Source organism: Nonomuraea sp. B5E05 (genome assembly GCF_039880665.1).
Lineage (GTDB): Bacteria > Actinomycetota > Actinomycetes > Streptosporangiales > Streptosporangiaceae > Nonomuraea.
In genome coordinates this window covers 134101-151655 of record NZ_JBDPMJ010000001.1, presented here as the reverse complement: position 1 = coordinate 151655, position 17555 = coordinate 134101, and the positions used below count along the sequence as shown (strand labels likewise).

The 17555-nt window shown below is 71.8% G+C and carries 17 protein-coding genes; 9 read left to right on the top strand and 8 right to left on the bottom strand.

Features of this window, described 5'->3' with window-relative positions:
• Positions 1–15: 15 nt before the first annotated feature.
• The 4 genes from infB to rimP form a co-directional block, all read right to left on the bottom strand.
• A complete protein-coding gene (gene infB / locus ABGB01_RS00720) occupies positions 16–3072 on the bottom strand; it encodes a translation initiation factor IF-2 (RefSeq protein ID WP_347769163.1) in 3057 nt (1018 codons plus the stop codon).
• Between the two features lie 125 nt (positions 3073–3197).
• Positions 3198–3497 carry a YlxR family protein gene (locus ABGB01_RS00715; RefSeq protein WP_347769161.1) on the bottom strand — a complete coding sequence of 100 codons (300 nt, stop codon included), beginning with the start codon at positions 3495–3497 and terminating at the stop codon, positions 3198–3200.
• Positions 3481–4473 (bottom strand): transcription termination factor NusA, encoded by a 993-nt coding sequence (nusA, locus tag ABGB01_RS00710; protein ID WP_347770150.1) that lies wholly within the window; start codon positions 4471–4473, stop codon positions 3481–3483. The genes ABGB01_RS00715 and nusA overlap by 17 nt, the downstream gene beginning before the upstream one ends.
• 24 nt (positions 4474–4497) lie before the next feature.
• On the bottom strand, positions 4498–4983 hold the full coding sequence (gene rimP / locus ABGB01_RS00705; RefSeq protein ID WP_347769159.1) for a ribosome maturation factor RimP: 486 nt from the start codon (positions 4981–4983) through the stop codon (positions 4498–4500).
• Between the two features lie 310 nt (positions 4984–5293).
• Here rimP and ABGB01_RS00700 point away from each other — a divergent pair, with 310 nt between their 5' ends.
• Together ABGB01_RS00700 and ABGB01_RS00695 are read left to right on the top strand one after the other, a co-directional pair.
• Positions 5294–5785 carry a hypothetical protein gene (locus ABGB01_RS00700; RefSeq protein WP_347769157.1) on the top strand — a complete coding sequence of 164 codons (492 nt, stop codon included), beginning with the start codon at positions 5294–5296 and terminating at the stop codon, positions 5783–5785.
• Positions 5782–6249: a ferritin-like domain-containing protein gene (locus tag ABGB01_RS00695; protein ID WP_347769155.1), complete on the top strand. Its 468-nt coding sequence runs from the start codon at positions 5782–5784 to the stop codon at positions 6247–6249. Before ABGB01_RS00700 ends, ABGB01_RS00695 begins: the two co-directional genes overlap by 4 nt.
• Here the strand turns inward: ABGB01_RS00695 and ABGB01_RS00690 are convergent.
• On the bottom strand, positions 6226–7293 hold the full coding sequence (locus ABGB01_RS00690; RefSeq protein WP_347769153.1) for a DUF5937 family protein: 1068 nt from the start codon (positions 7291–7293) through the stop codon (positions 6226–6228). The genes ABGB01_RS00695 and ABGB01_RS00690 overlap by 24 nt on opposite strands.
• A gap of 68 nt (positions 7294–7361) precedes the next feature.
• On the opposite strand from ABGB01_RS00690, the gene ABGB01_RS00685 reads away from it, so the two are divergent.
• Genes ABGB01_RS00685 through ABGB01_RS00670 form a run of 4 tightly spaced genes read left to right on the top strand, consistent with a single transcriptional unit; the run spans position 7362 to position 11137 of the window.
• The gene (locus tag ABGB01_RS00685; protein ID WP_347769151.1) at positions 7362–8207 is read left to right on the top strand and encodes a PHB depolymerase family esterase; all 846 of its coding nucleotides are present in this window, start codon (positions 7362–7364) and stop codon (positions 8205–8207) included.
• Positions 8204–9193: a tripartite tricarboxylate transporter substrate binding protein gene (locus ABGB01_RS00680; RefSeq protein ID WP_347769149.1), complete on the top strand. Its 990-nt coding sequence runs from the start codon at positions 8204–8206 to the stop codon at positions 9191–9193. Before ABGB01_RS00685 ends, ABGB01_RS00680 begins: the two co-directional genes overlap by 4 nt.
• Entirely contained in the window at positions 9190–9636 is a 447-nt protein-coding gene (locus ABGB01_RS00675; RefSeq protein ID WP_347769147.1) for a tripartite tricarboxylate transporter TctB family protein, read from the top strand. Before ABGB01_RS00680 ends, ABGB01_RS00675 begins: the two co-directional genes overlap by 4 nt.
• Position 9637: 1 nt before the next feature.
• Complete coding sequence (locus ABGB01_RS00670; RefSeq protein WP_347769145.1) at positions 9638–11137, top strand: tripartite tricarboxylate transporter permease; 1500 nt, start codon at positions 9638–9640, stop codon at positions 11135–11137.
• Between the two features lie 97 nt (positions 11138–11234).
• Here ABGB01_RS00670 and ABGB01_RS00665 read toward each other — a convergent pair whose 3' ends face one another.
• Together ABGB01_RS00665 and ABGB01_RS00660 are read right to left on the bottom strand one after the other, a co-directional pair.
• Complete coding sequence (locus ABGB01_RS00665; protein ID WP_347769143.1) at positions 11235–12980, bottom strand: proline--tRNA ligase; 1746 nt, start codon at positions 12978–12980, stop codon at positions 11235–11237.
• Between the two features lie 82 nt (positions 12981–13062).
• Positions 13063–13737 carry a hypothetical protein gene (locus ABGB01_RS00660; protein WP_347769141.1) on the bottom strand — a complete coding sequence of 225 codons (675 nt, stop codon included), beginning with the start codon at positions 13735–13737 and terminating at the stop codon, positions 13063–13065.
• A gap of 123 nt (positions 13738–13860) precedes the next feature.
• On the opposite strand from ABGB01_RS00660, the gene ABGB01_RS00655 reads away from it, so the two are divergent.
• Positions 13861–14802: an acyl-CoA dehydrogenase family protein gene (locus ABGB01_RS00655; protein ID WP_347769139.1), complete on the top strand. Its 942-nt coding sequence runs from the start codon at positions 13861–13863 to the stop codon at positions 14800–14802.
• On the opposite strand, the gene ABGB01_RS00650 is transcribed toward ABGB01_RS00655, so the two are convergent.
• Positions 14799–15302, bottom strand: a complete 504-nt coding sequence (locus ABGB01_RS00650) for a hypothetical protein (RefSeq protein WP_347769137.1) — start codon at positions 15300–15302, stop codon at positions 14799–14801. The two genes, ABGB01_RS00655 and ABGB01_RS00650, sit on opposite strands and share 4 nt — an antisense overlap.
• 92 nt (positions 15303–15394) lie before the next feature.
• Between ABGB01_RS00650 and ABGB01_RS00645 the strand changes: the two genes are divergently transcribed.
• Together ABGB01_RS00645 and ABGB01_RS00640 are read left to right on the top strand one after the other, a co-directional pair.
• Positions 15395–16462, top strand: a complete 1068-nt coding sequence (locus tag ABGB01_RS00645; protein ID WP_347769135.1) for an LLM class flavin-dependent oxidoreductase — start codon at positions 15395–15397, stop codon at positions 16460–16462.
• Positions 16459–17532: a hypothetical protein gene (locus ABGB01_RS00640; RefSeq protein WP_347769133.1), complete on the top strand. Its 1074-nt coding sequence runs from the start codon at positions 16459–16461 to the stop codon at positions 17530–17532. The genes ABGB01_RS00645 and ABGB01_RS00640 overlap by 4 nt, the downstream gene beginning before the upstream one ends.
• Positions 17533–17555: the final 23 nt, after the last annotated feature.

The window sequence follows — 17555 nt, the reverse complement described above, 5'->3', positions numbered from 1 at the left end:
GCGCCCGGCCGCGCGTCACGCGCGCGGCTTCTCCCGCATCTCGAACGTCTCGATCACGTCGTCGACCCGCAGATCGTTGTAGCCGATCCCGATGCCGCACTCGAAGCCCTCGCGGACCTCGGTCGCGTCATCCTTGAAGCGACGCAGGGACGAGACGGTCAGGTTGTCGGCGATGACGACGCCATCGCGGATCACCCTGGCCTTGCTGTTGCGGACGATCACGCCGGAGCGGACCAGCGAACCGGCGATGTTGCCGATCTTCGGCACCTTGAAGACCTCGCGGACCTCGGCGGTGCCCAGCTGGGCCTCTTCGAACTCGGGCTTGAGCATGCCCTTGAGCGCCGCTTCGATCTCCTCGATCGCCTGGTAGATGACCGAGTAGTAGCGGATGTCGACGCCCTCGCGCTCGGCCAGGTCGCGCGCCCGGGGCTCGGGGCGGACGTTGAAGCCGATGATGACCGCGTTGTCGTCGGCGACGGCCAGGTTGACGTCGTACTCGGTGATCGCGCCGACCGCGCGGTGCAGGACACGGAGCCTGACCTCGTCGCCGACGTCGATCTTGAGCAGGGCGTCTTCCAGGGCCTCCACCGAACCGGACACGTCGCCCTTGATGATGAGCTTGAGCTCGTCGACGCTGCCCTTCTCGAGGTCCTTGAAGATGTCCTCGAGGCTGCGGCGACGGCTCGACTTCGCCATGTCGGCGCTGCGCTTGCGCGCCGCGCGCTGCTGGGCGATCTGCCGGGCCATCCGGTCGTCGGTGACGACGATGAAGTTGTCGCCGGCGCTCGGCACGGCCGTCAGACCCATCACCAGGACCGGACGGGACGGCGTGGCCTCCTCGACCGGCTCACCGGTGTCGTCGAGCAGGGCGCGGACGCGGCCGAAGGCCTCGCCGCACACGATCGAGTCGCCCACCCGCAGCGTGCCTCGCTGGACCAGGACGGTCGCGACGGGGCCACGGCCACGGTCGAGGTGCGCCTCGATCGCGATGCCCTGAGCGTCCATCGACGGGTTGGCCCGCAGGTCGAGCTCGGCGTCCGCGGTCAGCAGGATGGCCTCGAGGAGCTGCTCGATGCCCGTGCCGTTCTTCGCCGAGATGTCGACGAAGAGCGTCGAGCCGCCGTATTCCTCCGCCACCAGGCCGTATTCGGTGAGCTGGGCGCGCACCTTGTTGGGGTCGGCGCCCTCCTTGTCGACCTTGTTGACCGCGACCACGACCGGCACCTCGGCCGCCTGGGCGTGGTTGAGCGCCTCGATCGTCTGCGGCTTCACACCGTCGTCGGCCGCGACCACCAGCACCGCGATGTCGGTGGACTTGGCGCCTCGGGCACGCATGGCGGTGAACGCCTCGTGACCCGGGGTGTCGATGAAGGTGATCTTGCGGTCTTCACCCTCGTGCTCGGCGGAGACCTGGTAAGCGCCGATGTGCTGGGTGATGCCACCCGCCTCGCGCGCCACCACGTTGGTCTTGCGGATGGCGTCGAGCAGCTTCGTCTTACCGTGGTCGACGTGACCCATGACGGTCACGACCGGCGGGCGCGCGGCCAGGTCGGCCTCGTCGCCCTCGTCCTCGCCGAACTCGATGTCGAAGGCCTCGAGAAGCTCGCGGTCCTCCTCCTCCGGGCTGACGACCTGGATGTTGTAGTCGAGCTCGGCGCCGAGCAGCTGCAGCGTCTCCTCGTTGACCGACTGCGTCGCCGTCACCATCTCGCCGAGGTGCAGCATGATCTGCACGAGCGCGGCGGGGTTGGCGCCGATGCGGTCGGCGAAGTCGGACAGCGACGCGCCCCGCGGAAGGCGGATCGTCGCGCCGTTGCCGCGAGCGACCTGCACGCCGCCGATCGCGGGCGCCGACATGTTGTCGAACTCCTGGCGCCTCTGCCGCTTGGACTTGCGGCCACGCGCCGGACGGCCACCGGGACGCCCGAAGGCTCCGGCGGTGCCGCCGCCACGACCGCGACCCCCGCCACCAGGCCGGCCGCCGAAGCCGCCGGGACCGCCGGTGCCGGTGCGCGGACCGGCACCGCCGCCACCGGGACGGCCGGCGTAGCCGCCGCCACCGCCACCGGGACGACCGCCGCCACCACCGGGGCGGCCACCGCCGCCGGGACGACCGCCACCGCCGCCGCCACCGCCGGGACGGCCACCGCCGCCACCACCGGGGCCGGCAGGACGGCCCTGCGGCATCATCATCGGGTTGGGACGCGGACCACCAGGACGGGGACCGCCCGCACCGGGACCGGGACGCGGTCCGCCCGCGGGCGGACCGGGACGCGGCCCAGCGGTGCCCGGCCTGCCCTCGCCACCGCCACGGCCCTGCGGCGGACGCGGGATCGCGCCGTCGCGCGGCGGGCCGTCACGGCGCTCACGCTGGCCGGGGCCGCCGCCGTCGCGGTTGCCTCCCGGACGCGGCGGACGGGACTGGCCCATGCCGCTGGCGTTGGAAGAGAACGGGTTGTTGCCGGGACGCGGACCACGCGGACCGGGCTTGGGACCCGGACCGGGACGCGGGCCGCCGCCGGACTGACCGCCTGGACGCGGCGCCTGCGAAGAGCCGCCGCCTCCGGGCCCGGGACGGGGCGCGGGACCGGGCTTGGGACCCGGGCGGGCCGCCGGACCCGGCCGCGGGCCAGGACGGGCGGGCGCGCCGCTCTCGAAACGTGCCTGCGGCGCGCTGGACTCGCCGCGCGCCGCCTCGGGCTGCTGCTGCGGCTGGTGCGGCATGGGCACCGGCGGACGCGGCTGCGCGCCGCCCGCGGGGCCTGGACGCGGACCGGGCTTGGGACCCGGACGCGGTGAGGGGGTCGGCGCCTGCGCGCCGTTACCGGCCTGGCCTTCGGCCGGCCGGGGGGCAGCCCTCGGGGGCTGCGGTTTGCTGGACGGCTGACCGCCGCCTCTGGAGGGCCCACCCTTGGATGCGCCCAGAGCTTCGGTGAGCCTGCGGACCACCGGCGCTTCGATGGTCGAGGACGCCGAACGGACGAACTCTCCCATCTCTTGGAGCTTGGCCATGACGACCTTGCTCTCTACGCCGAACTCCTTAGCGAGCTCGTATACCCGGACCTTCGCCACTGCACTCCCTTACTCGGCCCGGGAGGCTGGCTGTGCCGTCCGGACCGTCGCTACCTTGACGTCTTCATCGCCGCGTGCTCATCAGGCGCTCATAGCAATCTGACTCCGCCCATCAACTCGGCGTCCTACATGACATTTCGTGGTTCTCCTTCCAGGTGCGCCCGCACGCGCGAGACGTCAAGCGCCCCCGGCACGCGGAACGCGCGCGGGAACGCTCGGCGACGCTCGGCAAGCTCCAGACAACTCGCGGACGGGTGCAGCGATGCACCACGCCCGGGGAGCCGTCCTCGCAGGTCGGGAACCACGTGGTCCTCGACCCGCACCAGGCGGAGCAGCTCGGACTTAGCCGTGCGAACCCTGCAGCCCACACAGGTGCGCTGTGGGGCGGCCAGGCCACCATATTCCAGCTTACCGTGTCGACGCATCTACGGAACCGGCGGCATCCTCGGCTTGGGTGTCAGGACGGATGTCGATCCGCCATCCTGTCAGTCGGGCGGCGAGCCGGGCATTCTGCCCCTCTTTGCCGATGGCCAGCGAGAGCTGGTAGTCGGGAACGGTCACACGCGCCACACGCCCGTCGAGATCGAGAACCTCAACGTGGGAAACGCGCGCGGGGGACAGGGCATTCCCCACGAATTCGCCCGGATCTTCCGACCAGTCGATGATGTCGATCTTCTCGCCGTGGAGCTCGGTCATCACGTTACGGACCCGTGACCCCATCGGGCCGATGCACGCGCCCTTGGCGTTGACGCCGGGCTTGCGCGACCTGACCGCGATCTTCGTACGGTGGCCCGCCTCGCGCGCCACCGCGGCGATCTCCACGGTGCCGTCGGCGATCTCCGGCACCTCGAGCGCGAACAGTTTCTTCACCAGCCCGGGGTGCGTGCGCGACAGGGTGACCGACGGGCCCTTGTGGCCCTTCTTCACCTGCACCACGTAGGCGCGGATGCGCTCTCCGTGCACGTATTCCTCGCCGGGGACCTGCTCGGCGTGGGGCAGCACGGCCTCGATCTTGCCGAGGTCGACCAGCACCACGCGCGGATCCTTGCCCTGCTGGATGACGCCGGAGACCAGCTCGCCCTCGCGGCTGGCGAACTCGCCGAAGTTGATCTCGTCTTCGGCGTCGCGCAACTGCTGCAGGATGACCTGCTTGGCGGTGGTGGCGGCGATCCTGCTGAAATTGCTGGGCGTGTCGTCATATTCCCTGACGATCTCGCCTTCATCGTCGACCTCGCCGGCCCAGATCGTGACGTGACCGCTCTGCCTGTCGAGCTCGGCACGCGCCTTGGAGGCGGCGCCGTCGGTGCGGAAGTAGGCGATCAGCAGCGCGTCCTCGATCGCCTTGACGACCAGGTCGAAGGAGATGTCCTTCTCCCGTTCGAGGCTGCGCAGGACGCTCATGTCGATGTCCACGACGGCTCCCCCTTAGCCTTCGTCGCCGTCGACGTCGTCGATCCGGCGGAACTCCACTTGTACCCGTCCCCGGGCCAGGTCTTCGTAATTAAGCCGGCGCGCGGCGCCCGCGACGTCGAGGTCGACGCCGCCGGCGTCTGCCGCCAGGATGCGGCCCTCCACCACGGAGCCGTCTCTCATCTCGGCCTTCACCAGCCGTTTGGCGGCGCGCCGCCAGTGACGCGGCTCGGTGAGCGGGCGGTCGACGCCGGGCGAGGAGACCTCGAGCGTGTAGGCGGCCTGGCCCATCGCGTCGGTGTCGTCCAGAGCCGCGGAGACCGCCTGGCTCACGTCGGCGACGTCGTCGAGGCTCACCCCGCCGTCGCGGTCGACGATCACGCGCAGCAGCCGTCTCTTGCCGGCCTGCGTGATCGTGATGTCCTCCAGATCGAGGCCCTCCGCGCCGACCACGGGCTCAAGGAGCTTCATCAGGTGGTCGCGGGATGATGCGCTGCCCATATCGACCTCCCCTATTGTCATGTCTCAGCCGGGCGGACCTCGCCTCTGGCTCTCCGCCGCCTGGCCGCTCGGCCAGCGACGACAGTTGACACCCTATCCGTACGGGGGCACGAAAAGAGCGCCACTCGTCGTGCTCGAATGGCGGAGCGTCGCCTGACAACGATCCCGGGTGCCAGCCCGTACGATGCTACCGACGAGAAAGCCGCCAGGCGGGCTGCCGCCACGGCATCAGCGCGGCACGGCGGTTGAGCGGCGGGCTGATGAGCAGGTTTCTCGTCCGTCCGCTCCGTGAACAGTGGAGGTCAAACTCGTGCGCCCGCGTCAGCTCTCCAGGCGTGCCCTGCTGGTGGGCGGAGCGGCCGCTCTCACCGCGTGCAGCGCCTCCGGCCCTTCGCAGCCGTCCGCGCCGCCGTCCGACTCGCCGGAGACGGTGCTGGTGAAGGGACTGATCGCGGAGAAGGAGGGCACGATCGCGCTCTATTCGTCGCTGATCGCCGACGGAGCGCGGAAGCTCGTGCCGTTCCGCGACCGGCATCAGGCCCACGTCGACACGCTGCGCAAGCACGTGTCCCCCGGCTCCGCGGCCCCCAGCGGGTCACCGTCCCCGTCACCGACCGGATCGCCGTCCGCACGTGCCAGGCCGGAGAAACCCTCGCTGTCCCGGCTGCGCTCGCTGGAGCGGAAGGCGGCGGCGCGGCGCGCCCGCCAGCTCGCGGGCCTGTCACCGGGGATGGCCCAGTTGGTCGCCAGCATCGGCGCCTGCGAGGCCGCCCACGCCGCCGCCCTGCCGAGGTCGTTGTGAACGCGGGCGACATCGAGAAGCTGCGCAGGGCGCTGGCGGCCGAGCACGCCGCGCTGTTCGCGTTCGGGCTGCTCGGCGCGCGCACGTCGGGGTCGTTGCGCGACAGGATGACCGCCGCCTTCGACGCCCACCGGGTGCACCGCGACCAGCTGCGCGGCTACATCATCTCCCGGGGCGGCGAGCCCGCCGAGCCCGACGCCTCCTACGCGCTGCCGTTCGTCCCCTCCGACGACGCGCAGGCCGCCAAGCTGGCGGTGCACCTGGAGAACGGCGTCACGGCCGCCTACCTCGAGCTGGCCGCGGCGCAGGACGACGCGCTGCGCCGCTACGCCGCGCTGGCCATGCAGAAGGCCGTGACCCGCTCCTACGCCTTCCGCCCCGCCCAGCCCCCGGCGTTCCCCGGCATGCCGCCGCCGCCGGCGACGCCGCCGCCCTCGTCCTCACCGGTACAGGACGGAGAGTAGGTCGGGTCCGAGTCGCTCGATGGCGGCCGCGTCGAGCTGGTAGTAGACGACCGAGCCGCGCCGGTGGGTGTGGACGAGCTCGGCCTCCCTGAGTCTGCGCAGGTGCCTGGAGACCTGGGGCGCGGTCATGCCGAGCTGGGTGGCCAGCTCGGCGGTGGCGACCGGGTTGCGCAGGATCGCGTAGCAGAGCCGCAGCCTCGTCGGGTCCTGCAGGGCGGCGAGCCGGCGCCTGGCCGTCTCCAGGGTCGGCGCGGGAGCGGCGCCGGCGCTGTACTGGATGACCACGGGATGGCCGGGAAAGTGCTTGATCACGAGGTGCGGCCGCCCGTGGACGGTCGGCACGATCAGGCAGGGACGCCCGGCGTCCACCCGGGCGGTGGCGCTGTAGAGCTTGCCGAACACGATCCGCAGTGACCCCGACGCGGTTCTGGCCGCGGTGGCGGTCGGGAGGTCGGCGAGGGCCAGCGGCCCGCGCGTGCGCAGATCACGCGTACGCAGCGCGCCGTCGTGGTCGATCGCCTGGCGCAGCGACGGCCATTCGGCGTCGAACACCGCGGCGGCGAAGCGGGTGAGGAAGGCGAGCAGCTCTTCACGGAAGCCTTCGGGGTCGGCGCGCAGCCGGGCGCCGATCTCCACGCGGCTGGTGGAGATCAGCCGCATCCGGTTCAGCTCCTCGTCGCCGAGCAGTGGCACCAGCTCGGTGTCGTTCTTGCCGATCAGGGCCTGCACGGTCATCGCGGTGAAGTCGCCGATGGGCAGCGCGGCCACCTCCCGCAGCTCGCCGGCCAGCGTGCGCTTGGGCGTGGCGGACAGCGGCAGCAGGTAGCGGGCGCGGAAGGCACCCCAGAGCGGCGCCCAGGCGGCCGCCGCCGCCAGCAGCCCGTCGGGCAGGTCGCGGTGCGCCCTGGCGGCCCAGGCGGCGCTGGCGGGGTGGTGCCCTGGCTCGTCGAACGCGTGCAGGCAGGCGCACAGCTCGGCCAGTGGCGAGCGCCGCACCACGATGGATTCGGTGGCGGATGAGTCGAGGAACAGCGTGACGGCCACCCTGCACATTACCGCGTACGCGTCAATCTCCTTGCGGGTGACCCCGCGTTTACCCAGGCTGTCGCCTCATGACTGAGGCATTGCATGTGGTCAAGCATCCGACCGCCTTCTACTCGGCGGGCGCCACGACCGTGTTCGCGTCGAGGTTCGACCAGCGGTTCTCGTACTGCCTGTACGTGCCGTCCGCGCACGACCCTGACGGCGCTCCCCTGCCGATGGTGGTCCTGCAGCACGGGACCGGCCGGCGCGGCCCGCAGTATCGCGACAACTTCGCCGGGTGGGCCGAGGAGCACGGCTGCCTGGTGCTCGCCCCGCTCTTTCCCGCCGGCATCGAGGACCCGCACGACCTGCATGCCTTCAAGTTCATCCGGTATGGGGACATCCGCTTCGACCGCGTCCTGCTGGCCATGGTGGAGGAGGTCGCCGAGCGCTTCAACGTGGCGGCGGAACGCTTCCTGCTGCATGGATTCTCCGGTGGCGGCCAGTTCGTGCACCGGTTCGGCTACCTGCATCCCGACCGGCTGTCCGGATTGTCCATTGGTGCACCGGGGCGGATAACGTACATCGACCACACCAGCCCCTGGTGGATCGGGCTGAAGGGGTTCGAGGAGGAGTTCGGCTGCCCGCCCAGGGTGGACGAACTGCGCGACGTGCCGGTGCAGATGGTCGTGGGCAGCGCCGACGTGGAGACTTGGGAGATCAACAACCAGGGCGACAGCAACTGGATGGACGGCGCCGACGCCCACGGCGTCACCCGCGTCGAGCGGCTCACGGCCCTGCGCGACAACTACGAGGCCCACGGCATCAGCGTGCGGTTCGACGTCGTGCCCGGCGTCGGCCACCAGCCGATGCGCGTGCTCGAACCGGTCAAGGACTTCTTCACCTCGATCCTCACCCCCCGGGAGTCATCATGAAGATCAAGCTGCTGGCCGCCGTCGCTGCGGCCGTGACCCTCAGCGGCTGCGCCGTGGGCGGCGAGAGCGCCGACGCCGGGGCCGCCTATCCGAGCAAGGCCCTGTCGATCATGGCGCCGGGCAGTCCCGGCGGCGGCTGGGACACGCGGGCGCGCGGCATCGCCGGCGCGCTCGGCGAGTGCGAAGTGGCCGACGTGGACGCCACGGTGACGAACGTGCCCGGCGCGGGCGGCACGATCGGGCTGGCGCAGTTCGCCAAGCACAAGGGCGACCCGTACCAGCTCATGGTCATGGACAGCGTGACCATGCTGGGCGGCATCGTGAGCAACAAGTCTCCGGTGGACCTGTCCGAGCTCACCCCCGTGGCCGGGCTGAGCCGGGGCCCGAGCGCCATCGTGGTTCCGGCGAAGTCGCCGTACAAGGATCTGAAGGCGCTGCTCGACGCGATGGAGGCCAAGCCGCGCAGCGTCAAGTGGACCGGCGGATCGCTCGGCGGGCCCGGCCAGATGACGGTGGCGGGGCTGGCCAAGCAGCGTGGCATCGCCGCCAAGGAGATCAACTTCGTGCCCACCGCGGGTGGCGGCGAGTCCATGAACCTGCTGCTCAGCGGGGCCGCGACGGCCGGCATCGACACGGTCGCCGAGCTGAGCGCGCAGATCGAGGCGGGCGAGCTGCGGGCGCTCTCCGTCGACTCCGAGCAGCGGGTCCCCGGCCTCGACGCGCCCACGATGAAGGAGCTCGGCCTGGGCGACGAGGCGGTCTCCACGCTGGCCGGCGTGCTCGCGCCCGCCGGGCTGACCGAAGAGCAGCAGCAGGAGGTGATCGGCCTGCTCGACAAGGTGCGCAAGACCTCGTGCTGGAAGAAGATCCTGGAGCGCAACAACTGGACCGAGGACTGGAAGCCGGGCGACGAGTTCGGCAAGGTGCTGGCCGAGCAGCGCACGCAGGTCACCGCCATCCTGGGCGAGCTGGGGCTCGGCAAGTGACGCAGCGGATCGTCTCCGCCGGCTTCCTGCTCGCGGCCGTGGTCGTGCTGGTCCAGGCCTTCGCGATCCCGCAGGGCGAGGGGTACCAGGCCGTGGGGCCCCGGGCGTTCCCGCTGCTGGTCGGAGGCGGGCTGGCGGTGGTGTCCTTGATCGGCGTCGTCCAGGCCTTCAGGGCCGGCACGCAGGACGCCGAGGAGGAGACGCACTGGCCGTCGGTGCTGCTGCTGGTGGCGGCGCTGGCAGGCTACGCCCTGGCGCTGGTCCCCGCCGGCTACTGGCAGGCCACGACCGTGTTCTTCGCGGTCGTGGCCAGGGTGCTGGGCAGCAGGAGGCTGCTGCGCGACGTGCTCGTGGGGCTGGTGCTGGCGCTGGCCACGTACTTCCTGTTCGACCGGCTGCTCGGCATCACGCTGCCGCCCGGCCTGGTCAGATTGGCGATCTGAGATGGACGTGCTCGGCAACCTGCTCGACGGGTTCGGTCACGCGCTGAGCCTGCAGAACCTGCTGCTCGCCGTCCTCGGCGTCACCATCGGCACGCTGGTGGGCGTGCTGCCAGGGCTCGGGCCCGCCACGACCATCGCGCTGCTGTTGCCGCTGACGTTCGTGTTCGACCCGGTCGGGGCGTTCGTGATGTTCGCCGGCATCTACTACGGCGGCATGTACGGCGGCTCGACCACCGCCATCCTGCTCAACATCCCCGGCGAGACGGCCTCCATCCCCACGACGCTGGAGGGCTATCCCATGGCCAGGCGCGGCCGGGCGGGGGCGGCGCTGGCGACGGCGGCCATCGGGTCGTTCGTGGCGGGCACGATCTCCACGGTCGTCATCACCTTCCTGGCCCCCGGCATGTCGAACATCGCCAAGCTCATCCAGCCGGCCGAGTACTTCTCGATCATGGTGCTCGCCTTCGTGACGGTCACCTCGCTGATGGGGGACTCGATCGTGCGCGGGCTGTCGAGCCTGCTCCTGGGGCTGACGATCGGGATGGTGGGGATCGACCAGATGACCGGCCAGCCGCGCTTCGCGTTCGGGCTGCCCGAGCTGTACGAAGGGCTGTCGGTGGTGGCGCTCGCGGTCGGGTTGTTCGCCGTGGCGGAGGCGGTCTCCACGGCCGCCTCCCGGAACCGGCCCGAGCAGGCTCCCGTCACGGTCGACGGCAGGATCGGGATGACCCGCGACGACTGGCGCCGCTCGTGGAAGCCGTGGCTGCGCGGGACGGCCTTCGGGCTGCCCATCGGGTCGCTGCCCGCCGGAGGCGCCGAGCTCCCCACGTTCCTCAGCTACAACGTGGAGAAGCGGTTGTCGCGGCACAAGGAGGAGTTCGGGCAGGGGGCCATCGAGGGGGTCGCCGGCCCCGAGGCCGCCAACAACGCGGCGTTCTCCGGAGTGCTGGTGCCGCTGCTCACGCTGGGCATCCCGACCTCGGCCACGGCGAGCATGCTGCTGATCGCGTTCCAGATCTACGACGTGCAGCCGGGGCCGCGGCTCTTCGACCAGCAGCCGGTGCTGGTGTGGACGCTGATCGCCAGCCTCTACCTCGGCAACGTGATGCTGCTCGTGCTGAACCTGCCGCTGATCCGGGTGTGGGTGAAGCTGCTCAGCGTGCCCGCCGCGCTGCTGACGGCGGCCATCCTCACCTTCGCCACGCTGGGGGTCTACTCGATCTCGCAGAGCGTGTTCGAGGTGCTGGTGGCGTACGGGTTCGGTCTGCTGGGGTGGGTGCTGCACCGGGCGCGGTATCCGGTGGCGCCGCTCATCCTGGGGGCGGTGCTGGGGCCGTTGATGGAGGTGCAGTTCAGGAGGGCGCTGGCGTTCAGCGAGGGCGACCCTTCTGTGTTCGTGACGCGGCCGGTGTCGCTGGCCATCCTGCTCGTGGCGGCGGCGTGCCTGATCGGGCCGGCGATCGTACGCGGGCGCGCCAGGGCCTCCGTGCCGTCCGCCTGACCACACCAGGACGCCGTCCTGGTGGCAGCGCCAGGATGCCCGTGCCGCGGCAGGTCGCGGCGCCCGCCCTCAAGCGGATGGGCGCCGCGGCGGAAGCTCAGGAGGAAGCGGCGGCCACGATGCGGTCGGCGGCCTCGGCGAGCGGGATCTCCGACTTCTCACCGGAGACGCGGTCGCGCAGCTCGACCACGCCCTGCGCCAGGCCGCGCCCGACCACCACGATCGTCGGCAGCCCCAGCAGCTCGGCGTCCTTGAACTTCACTCCCGGCGAGACCTGCGCCCGGTCGTCGACCAGCACCCGCAGGCCGCGCGACTCCAGCTCGGCGGCCAGTTCGAGCGCGGCCTCGATCTGGTTCTCCTTGCCGGTGCCGACGATGTGCACGTCGGCGGGCGCGACCTCGCGCGGCCACACCAGCCCGAGCGAGTCGTGCAGCTGCTCCGCGATGACCGCCACCGCACGCGAGACGCCGATGCCGTAGGAGCCCATCGTGACGCGGACGGGCTTGCCGTCGGGGCCGAGCGCGTCGAGCCCGGCCACGTCGGCGTATTTGCGGCCGAGCTGGAAGATGTGGCCGATCTCGATGCCGCGGTCGATGGACAGCTCGGAGCCGCAGCGGGGGCAGGCGTCGCCTGCGCGCACCTCGGCGGCCTCGATCGTGCCGTCGGGGACGAAGTCGCGCCCCGCGACCACGTTGGCGGCGTGCTTGCCGGGCTCGTTGGCGCCCGTCACCCAGGACGTGCCGGTGGCGACACGCGGGTCGACGAGGTAGCGGATGCCGAGCTCGCGCAGGACCTGCGGGCCGATGTAGCCGCGTACGAGGCCCGGGTGCCGGGCGAAGTCGGCGGCCTCGAAGATGGCGGGCTCGCCGGGCGCCAGGGCGGCCTCGAGGCGCTTGAAGTCGACCTCGCGGTCGCCGGGCACGCCGATGACCAGCGTCTCGGCCTTGTCGGAGCCGGGCGTGGTCACCTTGACGACGACGTTCTTGAGTGTGTCGGCGGCGGTGACGGACAGGCCGTGGTGCTCGTTGACGTAGGAGACCAGCGTCTCGATGGTCGGGGTGTCGGGGGTGTCCATGACCCGGAGCGCGGGCGCGTCGTCGAAGGAGCGGGCGGCGGGCGCGGGCGTGACGACGGCCTCGGCGTTGGCCGCGTAGCCGCAGGCGCGGCAGGCCACGAACGTGTCCTCGCCGGTCGGCGTGGGCGCCAGGAACTCCTCCGAGGCCGAGCCGCCCATCGCGCCCGACTGGGCGAAGACGATCTTGTAGTTGATGCCGAGGCGGTCGAACGTGCGGATGTAGGTCTCGCGGTGCTGCTCGTAGGAGCGCTTGAGCCCGTCGTCGTCGAGGTCGAAGGAGTAGGAGTCCTTCATGAGGAACTCGCGGCCGCGCAGGATGCCCGCCCTGGGCCGCGCCTCGTCGCGGTATTTGGTCTGGATCTGGTAGAGGATGACCGGGTAGTCCTTGTAGGAGGAGTATTCGCCCTTGACCATGTCGGCGAAGAGCTCCTCGTGCGTGGGGCCGAGCAGGTAGTCGGCGCCCTTGCGGTCCCGCAGGCGGAAGAGCGTGTCACCGTATTCGGTCCAGCGGCCGGTCGCCTCGTAGTAGTCGCGGGGCAGCAGGGCGGGGAAGAGCACCTCCTGGCCGCCCATCCGGTTCATCTCCTCGCGGACGATCCTGGTGATGTTGTCGAGCACCAGCTTGCCGAGGGGGAGCCAGGAGTAGATGCCAGGCGCCACGCGGCGGACATAGCCGGCGCGGACGAGGAGCTTGTGGCTCGGCACTTCCGCGTCTGCCGGGTCGTCCCGCAGGGTGCGAAGAAACAACGACGACATGCGCAGCAACACGGCCACTCCTTGCTCGAACCCGGTTCTGAAGGACTACAGGCTATCGACTTCCGGCGGCGCGCCGCGCTGCCTATTCCCGCGGTCAGACCGGCAGCGGGAGCAGGCCCGCCAGCGAACCGGTCAGGCCGGCCGCGAGCAGGGCCGACAACACCGCCGACATCGCCAGCGCGCGCACCCGTCCCCACGCGTTCCTGCGCAACCCGAGCACCAGCGCCACGGACAGCAGCCCGATCACCACCGCGGGATACGGCCAGAACGAGCCGTCGCTCTCCACAAGCCCGGGAACCGCCCTGCCGGCCACGTCCGCGATCAGGGCCGCCCCGACCCCGGCCGCCGCGACGTCGCCCCACACGTCGTCCCTGCGGGTGACGTGGGCGCCCAGGCCCAGGCAGACGAGCAGGACGAGCGTCCAGTTGGCCCCGGCGGCCTCGCCGACGGGGCCCAGGACGTCCTCGCCGAACAGCGCGCTCGTGCCCATGGCCGAGACCAGCGTGGACACGGCCGCCAGAAACGTCGTCACCAGCGCCCACCCGAATCCCGAGGCGGTGGCGCCGACCGCCAGGGTGAGCGCGAAGTAGACGTACGGGTCGTAGATCTGGCCCAGCCATCCGGGGGCGTCGCCGGTGGCGAGCATGCCCATGGGGCCGACGGCCAGACCACCGAGGAAGGCCGCCAGCAGGTGGTGTTCGATGTTGCGCTGACGCCGGTCGTATTCGGCGTAGTCGCCATAGTCGAGCGTGGTGTTGTCCATCTCCATCCCAGGTCAGCCCCTTCCCGGCAGATTCCAGGGATGACCAGCACCAGACTATGAAATCGTACAAAAAGGGCAAAATTGGGTCATCGATGTGCCATCAAGCAATCGCTTGGTTAAGATGCGTCCGTGGGCCTTCCCGATGAGCTCCGCGACGCCGTCCGCGCCTATCTCACCGGCCGGCCCGGCGCGTCGTGGCAGGAGGCCGCGCGCGACCTGGGCATCGCCGGGCTGCTCGTTCCCCAGGAGCACGGCGGCGCGGGCTGCGGCCCGGCCGAGATGGCGGCCGTGGCCGGGGAGCTGGGCCGGGTCCTGTCTCCCCATCCGTTCCTGCAGTCGGCGGTGATGGCCGTCGCGGCGGCCGGGGCCTGCGGGGCCGGGGAACTGCTGAGCACGCTGGCCGACGGCTCGGCGACCGCGACCGTGGTGCTGCCGGGCGACGGCGACCTGCGACTGGAGGGCGACCTGCTCACGGGCGACGTCCCGTACGCGCCGGCGGGCGAGGTGGTGCTCGTCTACGCCGGCGGGCTGCTGGTGGAGGCCGTGCCGACGCGGCGCGAGCCGTACGCGACGATGGACGAGAGCCGCCCGTTGCAGCGGCTCGCCTTCCGGCAGGCCCCGGCACGCCGGCTGGGCGACGGCGGGTCGTGGACCCGTGTGCGCGACCTCGGCATCGCGGCCCTGGCCGCCGAGCAGGCGGGCGGGGCGCGGCGGTGCCTGGAGATGGCCGTCGAGCACGCCAGGGCGCGGCGGCAGTTCGGGCGGCCGATCGGGTCCTTCCAGGCGATCAAGCACAAGCTGGCCGATCTGCTCCTGCTGGTGGAGTCGGCTTGCTCGGCGGCGGAGGCCGCGGCCCGCGACGAGGTGTCCGCGGCCATCGCGGGGTCGTACTGCACGGAGGCCTATCTGGCGGCGGCCGGCGAGAACATCCAGGTCCACGGCGGGATCGGGATCACCTGGGAACACCCCGCGCACCGCTATCTCAAGCGCGCCACCTCGGACGCGCAGCTCTTCGGGCCTCCGCAGGCCCACCGCGCCCGCCTGGCGGCTCGCGTCTTCGCGGGCGCCTAGCCGCCGAGCAGTTCCTCCCACGGGTGACGGGTGTTGGTGCGGCGGGTGGTGTCGAGGGCCTCGGACAACCGCCAGAAACCGGACCGCGCCCGCAGGGTGGCCCGGCCCATCGGGTCGATCGCGCGCAACTCGAACCGCACGCCCATCACGTCGAGCATGGCCGAGCCCGCGCTGCCCGGGCCGGCCTCGGTGACGAGAGGGCCGTCGGAGGCACGGACATGACCTGAGAGGAGTTCGGCCACCTCCGAGGCGTACGGGCCGTCGCGCCACTCGATGTGCCAGCTGTGGTCGGCTCCGCGCCACCAGGTCAGGTCGCGGCACGACTCGATGAAGTCGACCTCGGTAGCGAGCGCGGCCATCACCCGGCCGAACGCCTCGTAGCCGCGGGCGCTCGCGGGCGAGAGGTCGTCGTCGCCGGAGTCGGGGCCGCTGCCAGGACCGGGGCCGGGGAGCGCGCCGTCCTTGGGCCGCCGCGGCGCGCGCTTTCGCTTCACGGGCATCACTCTGATCGTCGCCGCGCCCTTCCCGCAAGTCTTTGCCGCTGATACGCTCTACCAAGCGAGCGCTTGGTCGCCAACCTGCCGGAGGCGCGATGACGTCCCTACGGATCAGCCTGGGATACGAACTGGAGGTCCGCGGTCGCACCCGCGACGTCGAACAACAGGCGTTCCGGAACGTGATCGAGCAGGTCGTGCTGGGCGACCGGCTGGGGTACGACACCGCGTGGTTCGTGGAGCACCACTTCACCAGGGGTTTCTCCCACTCCTCCGCTCCCGACCTGGTCCTTGCCGCCGTCTCCCAGCGCACCGAGCGCATCCGTCTGGGGCTCGGCGTGGTGCTGCTGCCGTTCCAGTCCCCGATCCGCACGGCCGAGCGCGTCGCCACGCTGGACGTGCTCAGCGGCGGGCGGGTGGAGTTCGGCACGGGGCGGGGCGCCTCGCCGCTGGAGTACCAGGCGTTCCAGCGGCCGTTCGAACAGTCGCGGCGGATCTGGGAGGACTCGCTGGAAGCGACGCTGGCGATCTGGCGGGCCGACGGCGCGCCGGTCAGCAGGTCGAACGAGTTCTTCGAGATCCCCGACGTGGCCGTCTACCCCCGGCCGGCGCAGGAGCCGCATCCACCGGTGTGGGTGGCGTCCACGTCGCTGGAGGGCTATCTGGCGGCGGCACGGAACGGGTACAACCTGCTGGGCATGACCATGCTCAAGGGCATCGACGACGTGGCCGCCGACATCACGAAATATCGGGAATGCCTGGCCGAGAGTGGCTTCGACCCGGCCAGCCGGCGCGTCGCCCTGATGATCCCCTGGTACGTCGCCCCCACCCGCGACGAGGCGACCGCCACGGCCGCCGACGCCGTGCTGTGGTACATCCGCCGCCAGGTCAACCTCGTCACCCCGCCCGACTACTACGACGCCCGCCACGCCACCCACCGCGTGCTGGGCCAGCTGGCGGCCGGGCTGCCTCCGGAGGAGGCGATGGCCACCCTGCGCGAGAACCTGATGGTGGTGGTGGACGACGTGGCGGGCTCGCGCAAGGCCCTGGCCAGGATCGCCGAGGCGGGCGCCACCGACCTCATCATCCAGGCGCAGGTCGGCGGCCTGGCGCACGACCGGGTGTGCGGCGCGATGACGCTGTTCATGACCGAGGTGGCGCGGTGACCCGCCGCTGGCTGACCCGTGACGATCTCGGGGCCGCCGGGCGCTCCGTCACCGGCCTGCTCCTCGTCTCCCCCGACGCGTCGAGCGTCCTGCCGATGGGGCCGGACGACCGAGCGGCAGCGTCCGCGCTGACCGGCGCGGCGCTGCGCGCGGCGGGGGTGGGCGAGCGCGACCGCGTCGTGGTGGCCCTGGCGGAGCCGGCGGGCGCGCTGTGGAGCGCCGCGGCGGCCGACGTGACCGCGGCCGCCGCCTGCGCCGGGCCGCGCGGCCGGATGCGCCTGCACCACACGCTGTCCGCGCTGAGGGCCACCACGCTGGTCATCACCCCCACGGGGGCGATGGACTTCCTGGCCCGCCTGCACCTGGAGTTCCTGCTGGACCCGCTGGACCTGGGCCTCAGGACCATCGTGCTCACCGGCGAGATCGCCTCGAAGCGCACGATCGGCCATCTGGCGGGCGAGTTCGGGGCACGCGTCACGGAGGTGCTGGCGAGCCCGTTCGGCGGCACGGCCCTGGCCTGGCGCGCGGGCGAGGACGACCCGCTCACGCCGCTCGCCGAGGGTCTGATCGCCCCGGCTCCCCTGACCAAGGACGACCGGTCCGCGCCGCCCGGCCCGCTGGCCGAGCTCGTCCTCACCCCTCGCGGCCACGCGACGCTCGGCGACGCCGTGCTGAGGACCGGGCTGGTGGCCAGGATCGGTCCTGAGCACGGTCCCGGCGTCCCCGCGCCCGCCCATACGGCCGGCGAGCACGTCCTCGTGAGGGGCGTGTGGCTGGCCCTGCCCCGCGTCGAGAAGGCGCTGGCGAAGATCGACGGCGTGGCGGGCTGGGAGCTGACGATCAGCCGCCCCGGGACGCTGGACGCGGCGGCGCTGACAGTGACGTTCACCCGGGAGAGCCTGGTGGGCAACCCCATGTGGCGCTCGCGAATCGAGCAGGCGCTCCGGGCGCTGACCCCCGTCTCGATCGACGTGGAGATCGCCGGGAACGTCTCGGAGGCGCCCTTCCCCGCTACGGTGACCGACCTGCGCGGCCACCACCTCGGCAGGGACCGGGCGCTCATCATCTGAGAGGCGACGGGAGGCGCGAGCCG